We start from the raw sequence: 13,322 nt of genomic DNA on the forward strand, positions 1-13,322 counted from the left end.
GAACACGCATGATGCAAGCACTGGATAAAGACCTGCGCAGCGCGCTGGAAAAAGCCATCAAAAAGGCCCGAGACATCGCGGAAAGCGCTGCTGATGCGGCGCTACTCCAGTTGGCCGTCGGTGCTGCCACGCCCGATGGTTTCTTGGTAGACACAGACAAACAACTGCGACGCCGTTTGCGAGCGCACGGACGGAGTTTAGGCGATCATCGCCGAGCAGATGGCACCCAAACCACACAACACCTGGTGTGGGAGATTGCCTATGAGCACTGGAACCGTATGCTGTTCGCGCGTTTCCTGGCCGACAACAACTTGTTGATGTACGACGGCGTCGCCGTCACCATTGAAGAGTGCGATGAATTGGCCCCCGATGAGGGCGCTAAGAATGGCTGGGAGCTTGCCGGCAGGCTGGCGGCGCGGATGCTGCCTCAGGTGTTCAAGCCGCAGAGCGCTGTGTTCGAACTAGCCTTCGCGCCTGAGTACCAGCGTGAGCTGGAGCGTCTGCTGGCCGGGCTGCCGACCGAGGTGTTCAAGGCCAGCGACAGCCTGGGCTGGGTCTACCAGTTCTGGCAGGCCAAGCGCAAGGACGAGGTCAACGACTCGGAGGTGAAGATCGGCGCTGACGAATTGCCCGCCGTCACCCAACTCTTCACCGAGCCCTACATGGTTGACTTCCTACTGCATAACTCCCTCGGTGCCTGGTGGGCAGCAAGAAGGCTCACAGAGGCCGACATTAAGAACGCCAGCAACGAAGAGGAACTTCGTAAGAAAGCGGCCATTCCAGGTGTGCCACTGGACAATCTGCGCTTTGTGCAGCGGGAAGACGGAACCTGGACACCTGCAGCAGGAACTTTCGACGGCTGGCCGAAGCAACTTGCTGACCTCAAAACCCTCGATCCCTGCTGTGGTTCGGGCCACTTCCTGGTGGCAGCTTTCTTGATGCTGGTACCTATGCGCATGGAGCACGACCGTCTGCCGGCCAGAGAGGCCGTGGATGCGGTGTTGAGGGAAAACATCCATGGCTTGGAGCTAGACCACCGTTGCGTGGAACTAGCCGCCTTCGCCTTGGCGCTGACCGCATGGAAATACCCGGGCGCTGGCGGCTACCGCGTTTTGCCGGGACTTAATGTCGCCTGCTCCGGATTGTCGATCAGCGCAAAGAAAGAGGAATGGCTAGCTTTAGCGGGGGACAACACCAATCTGCGGATAACGCTCGATGAGCTTTATAAGCTGTTCAAAGACGCACCAACACTCGGCAGCCTGATCAACCCAGAAGCAAGTCTGGGTAAAGGTTCACTGTTCGAACTGAAATGGGACGAAGTTGGCCCGGTTTTGACTAAGGCGTTAGCTGGAGAAGAGGACTACGAGAGAGCGGAGATGGAAGTTGTAGCCCAAGGTCTTAGCCAAGCCGCCAAGCTGCTCACAAATAAATTCCATTGTGTGTTTACTAATCCGCCATTCCTCGGTCTTGAACGTCAAGACTCAAGACTTGAAGAATATATCAAGAAAAACTTTCCGTTTGCGAAGAGAGAACTCGCACTATGCATGTTCGAAAGAATACAGGCGCTACTGGCAAATAATGGAACAGCAACGCTTGTGCTGCCCGGAGAGTGGACTTTTGTAAGATCCAATAGAAAATTCCGTGAAAAACTGCTTAGAACAAGCAGCATTCACGCGATAGCAAGGCTAGGGTTTAATAGTTTCGTTACAGGAATTAGAGCCAATCCTGTTCTTATAATTTCATCTCTTGGCCATTCAAATTCGCGAACAATATCTCTAGACATATCGAACATGCCGCTCCAAGAAAAGCCTGTGGGGCTTATTTGGTCGGATTTAGATATTACGCATCAAAGGGAATGGGAAGAGCAAGTCGATTGCCGCTTCCTTGTTAACTCGCGCTCCGATATTGATGATGAAGAAGTGGAGGTTTCGAAGTTTTGTGATGCAAGAAATGGAATGTCAGCAGGGGATGGCGCCAGATTTGAAGCGGTTTTCTGGGAAATTGACAGGCGTGGGGTAGTTTGGGAATACCTTCAAAGCTCGGCGGCTAGCGTCCAGCTCTTCTTGGGAAGAGATAAAATCATTCGCTGGGAAAAAGAAACAGGCGAGATGGCTGCCCTTGCCGAATCGGTGAAACACTTAAATCATGCCGCGCAGAATTGGAGACGAGGCAAGCCACTCTGGTGGAAGTGGGGTGTGGTGGTAAATCAAATCGGCGCAATAACGACGATTTATTCAGGCGAAAAATACGATGGCAGCTGTTTTGCAGTCGTTCCCAATGACCAGGATGATGTTGCCGCTCTTGTAGCGTACTCGCAGAGTGGCAATCTCAAGAAAGATCTAAAGCAAATAAATCCAACGTGGAACCTGAAATCACCAAAGACCCTACTGCAGCTTAAACTGAATTTAGAAAATTGGCGTGACACCGCGCGTGAAGAATTTCCCCACGGTTTGCCATCTCCGTTTTCCAACAGTCCCAACCAATGGCTTTTTCACGGCCACCCCTGCGGCTCGGTGATCTGGGATGAGGAGAAAAAATGGACTGTCCACGGCCCTCTACGCACTGATGACAGCGTGCTGCAAGTCGCTGTCGCCCGTCTCCTCGGCTACCGTTGGCCTGCCGAACTGGACACCAGCATGGAACTGGCTGATGAACAGCGTGAATGGGTCAAACGTTGTGAAGCCCTGGCCAGCTACGCCGATGATGATGGCATCGTCTGCATCCCGCCAGTACGGGGTGAGGCGTCGGCTTCCGATCGTCTGCTGAACCTGCTGGCGGCAGCCTATGGTGGGGCATGGTCCAATGACACCCTGGCTACGCTGCTCAAAAGCGCCGACCATGCTGGCAAGTCGCTCGAAACCTGGCTGCGCGACAAGTTCTTTGCCCAGCACTGTGCGCTGTTCGGCAATCGCCCGTTTGTGTGGCATATCTGGGACGGTCTGCGCGATGGCTTTGCTGCCTTAGTCAACTATCACAAGCTCGACTACAAAACGCTGGAAGCCCTGATCTACACCTACCTGGGGGACTGGATCAGTCGTCAGAAGCGTGACGCTGACAACGGCGTCGACGGTGCTCAGGAAAAGCTCGCCGCCGCAGAGGTGCTGAAGAAGCGCCTGGAGTTGATCCTTGCCGGCGAGGCTCCCTACGACATCTTCGTTCGCTGGAAGCCGATTGAAAAGCAGCCGATTGGCTGGAACCCCGATCTGAACGACGGAGTGCGCCTCAATATTCGCCCCTTCCTTTCGGTGCCGGACGTGGGCAAGCGCGGCGCGGGCGTTTTGCGCGACAAGCCGAAAAGCCTGCATTGGGACAAAGACCGTGGCAGCGATGTGCCGTTAGCCCCTTGGTACGAGCTCGGGCTGCAATACGACGGCAAGGTTGGCGACCGCATCAACGATCACCACCTGACGCTCGCCGAGAAGCGCGCAGCTCGCGCCAAACAGGGAAAGGCATAAGACCATGACAACCGCCCGAGCCTGGAAGGCCAGAGACCCCGCAGAGGCATTCTTCCCAGTGGAGATGCGCCCCCTGTTCATGCCGACTGCAGACGGCCTCGAGAAATATCAGCAGCTCAAGCGCCACTTCGCGCTGGTCGATGTGGAGCGGCAGAACCCCTTTGCGGTGGTGACCGACGACTACGAGCTGGTGACGAACAAAGCGGCCTACGACATGGCCGCCGAGGTGATGAAGAAGGTGTTCCACACCACGCAGATCGGCGACATGGAGTGCTTGAACATCACCATGCCCAAGACTCGGTCGTTCTGCCACATCGACCTGATCCACAAGACCGCCGACTTCTCGCCGTGGGAGAGGGACAAGTGGACGGCGTTCCTGCGTATCAGTAACAGCTACAACCGCACCCGGCTGCTGCGCTTCGAGCTGGGCTTTTGCCGCTGGATCTGCCTGAACGGCATCATCTTTGGCAGCAAGAGCATCGAGTTCAGCTACGCCCACACCCGGCGCGGCATGGACCGAGTTGTCCGTTTCGTCGAGAACATCGGCGACATCCGCAAGCTGGAAACCTCGCTGACCGAGAAGCTGCACCAGCTCAAGCGCTACCACGTGCCTGAGAAGGAGATGCTGCCCCTGCTTTGCCGCGCCTTCGACATCAAGGCGACCAAGGACGTGGTTGAAAAGCCAAGACGCGTCGACGACCTTCTGGCGCTGCGTGAGCAGGCCAAGAGCCTGACCACGGCCTACTTCACGGAGATGGGACCCCACGGCTATGCCGCGCTGAACGTGCTGACGGACTACGCGTCGCGCCCCGCGGGCGTGATCGCACCCGATGCCAGCATGCATGGCTTGCAGCAAAAGGCGGGCAGCTGGATGGACGACTTCATTGCGGCCATCAAGAACCCTGATTTTTCCTTTGACAGCTACCTGGCCGACTACCGCCAAACGGCTGAGGTGATTGAGTCCCTATGATCAAGTCGGTCAACAATTACCCGGTCTCGCAGCTCTTCGACATCGAGGCGGGCGTGGTCTATGCGATCCCGCGCTACCAGCGCGAATACACCTGGAGCAAGAGCCAATGGGAGACGCTGTTTGATGACGTCGAAGAGAACGACCCCGGGTACTTCCTGGGTTCGATCATCTGCATCAACCAGACCACCGATACCCTGGCGGTGCAGCGGCTGGAGGTGGTGGACGGCCAGCAGCGGCTGACGACGCTGTCGCTGCTCTTCGCGGCGTTGTACCAGTCGCTGAAGCTGCACGAGAAAGACCTGGATGACGATCAGCGCGTTGAGCTGATCAACCTCAAGCGCAAGCTGGTGCTGAAGAAGGGAGACGACCAGTTGCGCGTCATCCCGCAGATTCAGAACAACAACCAGATCGACTACCGCGCCGTCTTGTCCGACGTGGGCGTGATCAGCCCGTTCGATACGCCGGCTTACGCGGGCAACCGGAAGATCTTCCGCGCCTTCCGGTACTTCCAGGGTCGCATCGAAGAGATGGTGGACGGCGAGAACGATCGCCTGGCGTCGATCATGGCCTTCCTCGACAAGGTGAGCCAGGCCTGCCTGGTGAAGATCGAGGTGGCCAGCCACGCCGATGCCTACACGCTGTTCGAGTCGCTCAACAACCGGGGCATGCCGCTCACGGCCATCGACCTGATCAAGAACAAGCTGCTGGCGCGGCTGGAAACCACCGAGCCTGGCAAGGTGGACCACTACTTTGGCGTGTGGAACAAGCTGCTGGGCTACCTGGGCGATGACTACAGCGTCCAGGAGCGCTTCTTCCGGCACTACTACAACGCGTTCAAAGACCCGCTGAACGTGCCGTTCCGCAAGGACGACGACAAGAAGAAGGACCCCCTGGGCCCGGTGGCCACGAGGTCCAACCTGATCCAGATCTACGAGAAGCTGATCAACCAGGATGCCAAGCACCATCTGCAGGCCATTCGTTCCGCCGGCCAGCTGTATGCACTGATGCTGGCCCGGAACACCGACGAGGCCTGGGCTCCGCTGGACAAGCCGCTGAAGGACTTGGACCGCATTCAGGGCGCCCCGTCATACCTGTTGATGCTGTACCTGCTGGTGCGGCGTGAAGCGCTAGGCATCGACGTGGCGCAACTGGAAGAGATTGCGCGGCTGCTGGTTTGCTTCTTCGTTCGACGCAACCTCACCGACACGCCGCCCACTCGCGACCTGACGCGCCTGTTCATGGCCACCATCGACAAGGTGGCAGAGCTTTCTGGTGACGCCGTGGTGAAGATCATCCGCGACGAATTGCTGGCGGTGTCAGCCAGCGACGAGACTTTCCGCAGCAAGCTGGAAGGCGCCATCTACGAGGAGAACGCTGGGGTCACCCGGTTTGTGCTTTGCGCCTTGGCCGAGCAGAGCATGACCAAGGAAACCTGGGTGGACCTCTGGAAGTACGAAGGCAAGCTCTTCGTGTGGACCATCGAGCACATCTTCCCGCAGGGCGACAAGATTCCCGCGTCTTGGGTGACCATGATTGCGGACGGAGATGCGAAGAAAGCCCAGGCCATTCAGGAGACCCATGTCCACAAGCTGGGCAACCTGACGATTTCGGGCTTCAACAGCGCACTGGGCAACAAGAGCTTCGAAGACAAGCGCGACCGCACCGACAGCAACGGCCGTGAAGTGGGCTACAAGAATGGCCTCAAGCTGAACGCCGAGCTGGCAACGGCCGAGGCGTGGAGCGTGAAGCAGATCGATGCGCGGACGACCGCGCTGGTGGATCGGGTCATGAGTTTATTTGCCCTATCTGGGGGAAAGTCATGCTGAAACACTTGCAACTGACGAACATTGGTCCTGCCGATACCAAGCTGGATTTTGCCGACCGGCTTAACCTGATCACTGGGGACAACGGCTTGGGCAAGAGCTTTCTGCTCGATATCGCATGGTGGGCGATGACGCGAAAGTGGCCCGGCGAGTTGAATTCTCGACTGACGTCGGGCAGGGTGGCGTTGCCAACCGACAAAAAGAAGAAGGCAGAGATTGATTTCTCCTTTACCGGTGTCGTAAAGACCAAGAAGCATGTCAGCACCTTCGAGCCCCGATTGCAGAACTGGAGTATCCCACCGGGACGACCCGCGAATCCGGGGCTGGTGTTCTACGCTATGGCGGACGGCAGTTTTGCCGTATGGGACCCGGCGCGCAACTACTGGAGAACCAAAGCGGAAGAAGCCCTGGATCGTCCGCCGGCATATGTGTTCAGCCCCAAGGAGGTCTGGGATGGCCTTCAGCGTGACGATGGCACCTGGCTGTGCAATGGCCTAATTCGCGACTGGGCGGGCTGGCAGAAGGAAAAAGGCCGGGCTTTCGAGAGCCTGGCGGCGGTTCTGGCTGCGCTTTCGCCCTCAACGGCTGAGATTCTGCTGCCTGGGGCGCTGACCCGTATTAGTTTGAATGATGTGCGTGACATGCCGACGCTTAAGATGCCTTATGGGCAAGAAGTCGCGGTGGTGCATGCGTCTTCTGGCATGCGTCGGGTCATCTCTTTGGCTTATTTTCTGGTCTGGTGCTGGGAAGAACACCTTAAGGCCAAGGAGTTGATGGGCGAGGAGCCTGAATCCAAGACCACCTTCCTGATTGACGAGGTGGAGTCTCATCTTCATCCAAGGTGGCAACGTACGGTTATTCCAACCCTACTGCAGGTGATGTCGCAACTGACCGCGTCTGCCCAAGTGCAACTGATTGCGGTAACGCATTCGCCGTTGGTGATGGCCTCGGTCGAGCCCATGTTTGACGAGCAGCATGATGCCTGGTGGGATCTGGATTTATTGCGCCCGCACGAGAATGACGTGGCCACTGTAGCGTTCAGCCGCCGTCCCTTTGTGCGGCTGGGAGATGTGTCGAGATGGCTCGTAAGCGAAGCTTTCGATCTTGGTAGCGCGCGCTCTCTTGAGGCAGAAAAGGTACTGCAGCAAGCAGCCTTGATCCTGTCGGAAAAGGAGATTGATCACGCGAAGGCAACGACTCTGGATGCGAGCTTGCGCAAACTGCTGGGCGACACTGATCCGTTCTGGATTCGTTGGCGTTATGTCGGTGAAAAGCAGGGGTGGTTGCAATGATTCCAGTTGCTGCGCAGCCAGAACCCGCTGCTTTCGATGCGGCAGTACGCCAGAAAGGTTTGACCCACCTCATCGAGAAGGGATTTCCACGGGGGCAACCCTTGCCCTCCAAGGCGGAAATTAAACCCTACTGGCGCGCTTGTCTGACAGACCTGCACCAAGCGTACGGAGGGGTTTGCGCATACCTTGGGATCTTTTTTGAGCGTGTGATGGGAGGCGGGAGCGTTGATCATTTCATCGCCAAATCAGCCAATGCGGGGCTTGCCTATGAGTGGAGCAACTATCGGCTGGCGTGCTCGACCATGAACAGTCGAAAGCGCGAGTTCAGCGACATGTTAGACCCGTTCCACCTTGCATCTGACCTGTTTCGCTTACAACTTTCGACAGGTCATGTTTACCCGAACCAGAATTTGGGTGCCGTGCCGATGCGCCTTGTCGAGGAAACTATAGAACGACTTGGGCTTGACGATCCGCAATGTAGAGAGCTGCGCGCTCGCTGGTACCAAGAGTATCTGGAGCACGGCCTGCCTTCGGAGTACTTGAAGAGCAAGTCCCCCTTTGTCTGGGCTGAAGCGAATCGCCAGGGACTGTTATGAGGGTAATCGAACACCTGGTCTTCAACCTGCGCGACTCGGCGATCTTCAACCCAGAGGTTCAAGTCACGCCCTCATGCATCTTGTGGTCAGACAAAGACCGCCAGTGGGAGGCGGTGATTTCGCGCCTGCAGAGTGAGCTGGGCGAACTGCTGGTGCTGGGCGACTACGTGCCAGAGAAACGCGTCGGACCGGCCATTTGGCTGCGCTGCGTGATCGCTGGCAAAGCGCCGGATGTATCCTTACCGGCCGAACGGGTACCGGTGCTTTACCTGCCTGGGGTGAGCCGCCAGGACTTGCGGGCGATCGAAGACTGCCCGGACCTGTTGAAACCCTTGGCTGAATTGCAGTACCGGGGGGTGATCTGGTCGCAGGCGAACGCCAAGGACTGGACCATCATGGCCTTTCTGAAGTCGGACCAAGGCGGCATGGGTCTGGATGTGGCCCAGGACAATGAAGCCAAGAACGCCATGCAACTGGCGCTATACCGCTTGCTGGATGAAGAGCTGGAGCTGCTGAAAGGCAAGCGGCTGAACAAGGACTACTTCAACACCTTGCTGACCGGTGGCGACCCGGTTCGTGACTTGCTGCAGTGGCTGGACTTGGGCGATGCGTTTCAAACCACACGCGGTGCGAACGAATGGAAAGCCTTTGTTGAGGTCTGCAAGTCGCAACTGGCGTTCAACCCCCAGCGCGACGGCATTCTCGCGGGCGCCAGCAAACTGGCGATGCGCGAGGGGCCTTGGCATTCGGTGTGGGAGCGGTACAGCGAGGCACCAAAGCGCTACCCCAACATCCCGAGCCGAATCCGCCAATGCAAACCGCCGGATCTGGGCATCTTCGACACGCCCGTCGAGAAGCTGAGTGGTTGGCCGCAATGGAACGAGGAGCAGGAGAAGTTGCTACAGCATGATCTGCTGGCCTTGAACCACCTACCTGCGCACAAAGCGAGGAAACGGGTGCTGGAGATTGAGAAGATCCATGCACCCCGCCGTGACCTGATCTGGGCAGAGCTGGGTGAATCGCCACTGGCATTGGCCACCAAATACTTGGCCGTAGTGGCGGAGATGACCAAGACAGCCCTGGCGGCCGGCTCGGTTTCAGACTTGCAGGCCGGCTACGCCACCCATGGCTGGCGGGCCGACGACGCGGTGTTGTCGGCGCTCGCCTGCGCGGACAAAGCTGCTGACATCGAAGCGGTGACAGCAGCGACGCGGGCGATCTATTTGCCCTGGCTGGAGGAGTCTGCGCGCTACCTGCAAATGCTGGTGGCCGGGTCGAGCTACCCCGGTGGAACGATCGCCGACGCCAAGTGTTAGCGGCTGCGTACATCCGCAGAAATCTGGCGGCATTAAATGGCGGCGGGATTTGGCGGCGACATGAGCGGAGCGACGTGAACGAAACAGGGGCCCGGCGGGCCCCTGAGTCTTGATGGTGTGGAATTGGTTTAGAACGGCGGATGGTGGGTCTCGACGTCGCGGTGTGTCACCCGCAGCTCGCGGAATCGGGTCTGCAAAGCGACCTCGTAATGCGCCCAGATGCGATCACGCAAATCATCAAGCAGCTCGATGACCGCCATCGCCTGATCCGGTGACCAGCGGGAGTCGATGAGCAAGTCGAGACCGTCCTGCAAACCGGAAGGTTGATGAATGAGCTTCACGTCGCCGCCTTCGCCGTGCGCTTCCTGGATCTGGCAGCGGCCTGTTCCTGGGCCTCCTTGCGCCGGTAAGACTCTCCCTTGATGGCGAGTATCTCCGCGTGATGGATCAGGCGGTCGATCATCGCCACCACGCAGCTGGCGTTGGGAAACACCTCCGACCATTCCGAGAACGATTTGTTTAATGCGGAGTTGAAGATTATGCAGAGCCAAGGAGTCTGAGCGGTAAGATTTTCCTGTTGAATCAAGAGAGCATGGCGGCAGCCCAGGCTGATCCACTCCACATAATATCGATGGTCATCCGGCCAAAGGTATCCATGAAAGGAGAGGTCATGTTCGAGAGATTTTTCGATTCTTGTGAACGAATGCGAGCGCTTCGCGGCGGTCCTGGCGGAGATTTGCTCGCTGGCTTTGCGGAAGCGCTGAGCGAGGCGGGGTATGCGCGCACTACGGCGCGTAGGCATATTCGTGGGGCGGAACACTTTCTGTCTTGGGCAGACAAGGCGGGCATAACCGCCGACGGTTTTGACGATCAGGTCGTTTCACGCTTCGCTGTTCATCTGAAGCAATGTCGGTGCCCAGGTTACGGTCATAGCAACCAGCGCGACGTGTTGCGCGGCGCACGCTTGTTCGTCGAACAGCTTCAGCGTGCGGGCAGTGTCGTCGCCTGCGCGCGGGCGACGACACCGGGCTCTACCGAACCGGTTTTGCTCTGTGCATTCGAGCAGTGGATGCGTGAGCAACGCGGAACGTGTGCGGCGACCTTGTATAACTACAGCATCCCGCTGCGGCGGTTGATCGCGCGTGTCGGCGGTGATCCGCGTCGACTGGATGCGCAGGGTTTGCGCCAGTTTGTCCTTGAAGCAGTCCAGAAGTCCGGGTGGGCGGCGGCCAAGAAGCGTACAACAGCGGTGCGCATGTTCCTGCGTTTTCTGATCGCTGAAGGTCAGTGCCCCGCGGGTCTGGATGCGGCGATTCCGGTTGTCGCGCATTGGCGTCTTTCGTCGCTACCACGCTATCTGCCAAGTGATGACGTGGAGCGTGTGATCGCTTCGTGCAATCTGGGCACTCCGCTCGGGAAGCGCGATCGCGCCATTTTGCTTCTGTTGGCCCGCCTCGGCCTTCGGGCTGGCGACATTGTTGAACTACAGCTGGCTGATATCGACTGGAAGGGCGCCTGGATTACGGTCTGTGGGAAGAGCCGACGTACCACACGTTTTCCGCTTACCCAAGAGGTCGGCCAAGCCCTTGCGGATTACCTGCTGGAGGGACGACCGCAAAGCGATGCCGACGCCGTTTTTCTTCGTGCTCGTGCGCCGTTTCGAGGCTTCGCGAATCATAGTGCCGTCTCCGTGATCGTCGAACAAGCGATGCGCCGAGCTCAGGTCAAATGCCCGAGCCGGGGCGCCGCCCATGTACTTCGCCACTCGCTGGCCGCCTCAATGTTGCGGCAAGGAGCGTCATTGCAGGATATCGCCACGGTGCTGCGCCACCGTTCGATCGAGACCACGCAGATTTACGCCAAGGTGGATGTCAGTGCTTTGCGGCAGATTGCCCAACCGTGGTCGGAGATGCCATCATGTTAAGGAAGGCGGTTGAATCGTATTTGGCCGTACGCCGTGCGTGCGGATTCGCGCTACGTTCCGAGGGCCACCTGCTGAACAGCTTCGCGGCTTTCTCCAGCGCGAGAGGCGAAGAGCACGTTTGCTCACGAATCGCCATCGAGTGGGCCGGACTTTCCCAAACGCTTCACCAACGCGCCCGCCGGCTCGGCGAAGTGATCCGCTTTGCCCGCTACATGCGAGCGGAAGACCCACGCCACGAGCTACCCGAGCCCGTTTTTGGCGGCGAGTCGCGGCAAAGGCCGACGCCTTACATCCTCTCCCGAAACGAAGTGGAGCGCTTGGTGGCGGCAGCGTTTCAGCCGGTTTACCAGGGCTTGCGGCGCGACACTTACAGCACGCTTTTCGCGTTACTTGCCTGCACGGGTCTTCGCGTCTCGGAGGCGATCGGCTTGTGCTATGAGGACGTCACCGCTGATGGGCTGGTGATTCGATCCTCCAAATTCCGCAAGAGCCGCCTCGTTCCGCTCCATGACACCGCCCAAGCGCAGCTCGCGCGCTATCTCGAACGACGACGTCGTCAGCCTCCATTCGATGATCCTCACCTCTTCGTCTCCATGCATCGAAAGCCGCTGCGCCTGGGGAATGTCGAATCCGCATTCCAGACGGCCGCTCGAAAAATCGGTCTGCCGTGCAACCGCGGGCAGCCTCGTGCGACGCCGCATTCGCTGCGTCATACCTTCGCCGTCAGAGCCCTGGAGACTTGTCCGGATGATCGCGATCACATCACGCAACATCTGTTGTCGCTGTCAACCTATCTCGGTCATGCCCAGGCGGCCAACACGTACTGGTACCTTGAAGCAACGCCGGAGCTGATGCGAAACATCGCCGAGCGGTGCGAACGCTTCCTCACCGGAGAGCGGCCATGACCACGACTCCGATCGCGCCCCACATCACGGCCTTTCTCCAACAACGCCTGCTCCTCGAACGGAATGCCAGCGACAACACCTGTGAGTCGTACGCCTACGCATTCAAGCTGCTGTTTGAGTACGCCAGCGATCGCCTCAAGGTGGCTCCGTGTGCGCTCAACTTTGAGCAGCTCGACGCCTGTCTGGTAAGCGCCTTCCTGAATCACCTGGAAACCACGCGCGGCAATGGAGCGACTTCGAGAAACACGCGGCTTGCCGCGATCCGCTCGTTCATGCGTTTCATGGCTTATCGCGTTCCTTCGGCGATGGAGCAGATTCAGCGCGTCCTGGCGATTCCGCTCAAGAAGGCCGATACGCGGCTGGTTCGTCACCTTACAGGTGATGAAATGCAAGCGCTTCTGCACGCGCCACTGCCCGAGCATCGAGAAGGCATCCGCGACCGCGCCATGCTCCACCTTTGCTATGCGGCAGGATTGCGCGTGTCGGAGTTGGTCGGCTTGCAACTGGCCGATCTGAGTTTACAGCCGCAGGCAAGCGTACTCGTTCATGGTAAGGGCAGAAAAGAACGTTGCTTGCCGCTGTGGAAGGAAACCACCTCCGCACTACGTGCATGGTTGGCGGTCCGCGGAGACGTGCGGGTGCCCGAACTGTTTGTAAATGCTCAAGGCGAAGCGATGACACGTTCCGGCTTCGAGTACATCCTGCACAAACACGTGGCAAAGGCATCGCAGCGCTGTCCCTCGCTGGCGACCAAACGCGTAAGCCCACATGTCTTGCGACACACTTGCGCGCTGACGGTCTTGCAGGCGACCAAAGATCTTCGGAAAGTGTCTCTTTGGTTAGGACATACGCATCTACAGACTACCGAAATGTACACTCGCGTCGATCCTTCGGTAAAGCTCGAAGCGCTCGAATCCATCATCCCGCCCAAACTACGCGCCGGGCGCTTCAAGGCGACCGATCACTTGATCGCCCTGCTCAAGACCCGCTCCCTTATGCGCAGCCAACAGCCCAAGAAATAGCATCAAATCAGAGCCTCTG

General features: G+C 58.4%; 11 protein-coding genes. 9 read left to right on the forward strand and 2 right to left on the reverse strand.

Translation table 11 applies throughout. The features are described 5' to 3' along the window. The first annotated feature begins 8 nt into the window (after positions 1–8). Genes QZ613_RS14435 through pglZ form a run of 6 tightly spaced genes read left to right on the forward strand, consistent with a single transcriptional unit; the run spans position 9 to position 9,452 of the window. Complete coding sequence (locus tag QZ613_RS14435) at positions 9–3,455, forward strand: DNA methyltransferase (RefSeq protein WP_366144469.1); 3,447 nt, start codon at positions 9–11, stop codon at positions 3,453–3,455. Between the two features lie 4 nt (positions 3,456–3,459). Beyond that, positions 3,460–4,425 carry a DUF932 domain-containing protein gene (locus tag QZ613_RS14440; protein WP_291982958.1) on the forward strand — a complete coding sequence of 322 codons (966 nt, stop codon included), beginning with the start codon at positions 3,460–3,462 and terminating at the stop codon, positions 4,423–4,425. After that, complete coding sequence (locus tag QZ613_RS14445) at positions 4,422–6,251, forward strand: DUF262 domain-containing protein (RefSeq protein ID WP_291982960.1); 1,830 nt, start codon at positions 4,422–4,424, stop codon at positions 6,249–6,251. The genes QZ613_RS14440 and QZ613_RS14445 overlap by 4 nt, the downstream gene beginning before the upstream one ends. Next, positions 6,245–7,540 (forward strand): ATP-binding protein, encoded by a 1,296-nt coding sequence (locus QZ613_RS14450; protein ID WP_291982962.1) that lies wholly within the window; start codon positions 6,245–6,247, stop codon positions 7,538–7,540. The genes QZ613_RS14445 and QZ613_RS14450 overlap by 7 nt, the downstream gene beginning before the upstream one ends. Beyond that, on the forward strand, positions 7,537–8,136 hold the full coding sequence (locus QZ613_RS14455) for a hypothetical protein (protein ID WP_291982964.1): 600 nt from the start codon (positions 7,537–7,539) through the stop codon (positions 8,134–8,136). The genes QZ613_RS14450 and QZ613_RS14455 overlap by 4 nt, the downstream gene beginning before the upstream one ends. After that, a complete protein-coding gene (gene pglZ / locus QZ613_RS14460) occupies positions 8,133–9,452 on the forward strand; it encodes a BREX-1 system phosphatase PglZ type B (RefSeq protein ID WP_291982965.1) in 1,320 nt (439 codons plus the stop codon). Before QZ613_RS14455 ends, pglZ begins: the two co-directional genes overlap by 4 nt. Positions 9,453–9,580: 128 nt before the next feature. Here the strand turns inward: pglZ and QZ613_RS14465 are convergent, their stop codons facing one another. Together QZ613_RS14465 and QZ613_RS14470 are read right to left on the reverse strand one after the other, a co-directional pair. After that, complete coding sequence (locus QZ613_RS14465; protein ID WP_291982967.1) at positions 9,581–9,793, reverse strand: hypothetical protein; 213 nt, start codon at positions 9,791–9,793, stop codon at positions 9,581–9,583. Further along, positions 9,790–10,074 carry an ATP-binding protein gene (locus QZ613_RS14470; RefSeq protein ID WP_291982968.1) on the reverse strand — a complete coding sequence of 95 codons (285 nt, stop codon included), beginning with the start codon at positions 10,072–10,074 and terminating at the stop codon, positions 9,790–9,792. Before QZ613_RS14470 ends, QZ613_RS14465 begins: the two co-directional genes overlap by 4 nt. A gap of 48 nt (positions 10,075–10,122) precedes the next feature. On the opposite strand from QZ613_RS14470, the gene QZ613_RS14475 reads away from it, so the two are divergent. Genes QZ613_RS14475 through QZ613_RS14485 form a run of 3 tightly spaced genes read left to right on the forward strand, consistent with a single transcriptional unit; the run spans position 10,123 to position 13,303 of the window. Next, a complete protein-coding gene (locus tag QZ613_RS14475; protein ID WP_291982970.1) occupies positions 10,123–11,376 on the forward strand; it encodes a site-specific integrase in 1,254 nt (417 codons plus the stop codon). Next, positions 11,370–12,281 (forward strand): tyrosine-type recombinase/integrase, encoded by a 912-nt coding sequence (locus QZ613_RS14480; protein WP_291982971.1) that lies wholly within the window; start codon positions 11,370–11,372, stop codon positions 12,279–12,281. The genes QZ613_RS14475 and QZ613_RS14480 overlap by 7 nt, the downstream gene beginning before the upstream one ends. After that, the gene (locus QZ613_RS14485) at positions 12,278–13,303 is read left to right on the forward strand and encodes a tyrosine-type recombinase/integrase (RefSeq protein ID WP_291982973.1); all 1,026 of its coding nucleotides are present in this window, start codon (positions 12,278–12,280) and stop codon (positions 13,301–13,303) included. The genes QZ613_RS14480 and QZ613_RS14485 overlap by 4 nt, the downstream gene beginning before the upstream one ends. Positions 13,304–13,322 lie beyond the last annotated feature (19 nt).

The sequence above is a fragment of the Candidatus Accumulibacter sp. ACC005 genome (assembly GCF_907163215.1).
Taxonomy (GTDB): Bacteria; Pseudomonadota; Gammaproteobacteria; order Burkholderiales; family Rhodocyclaceae; genus Accumulibacter; species Accumulibacter regalis.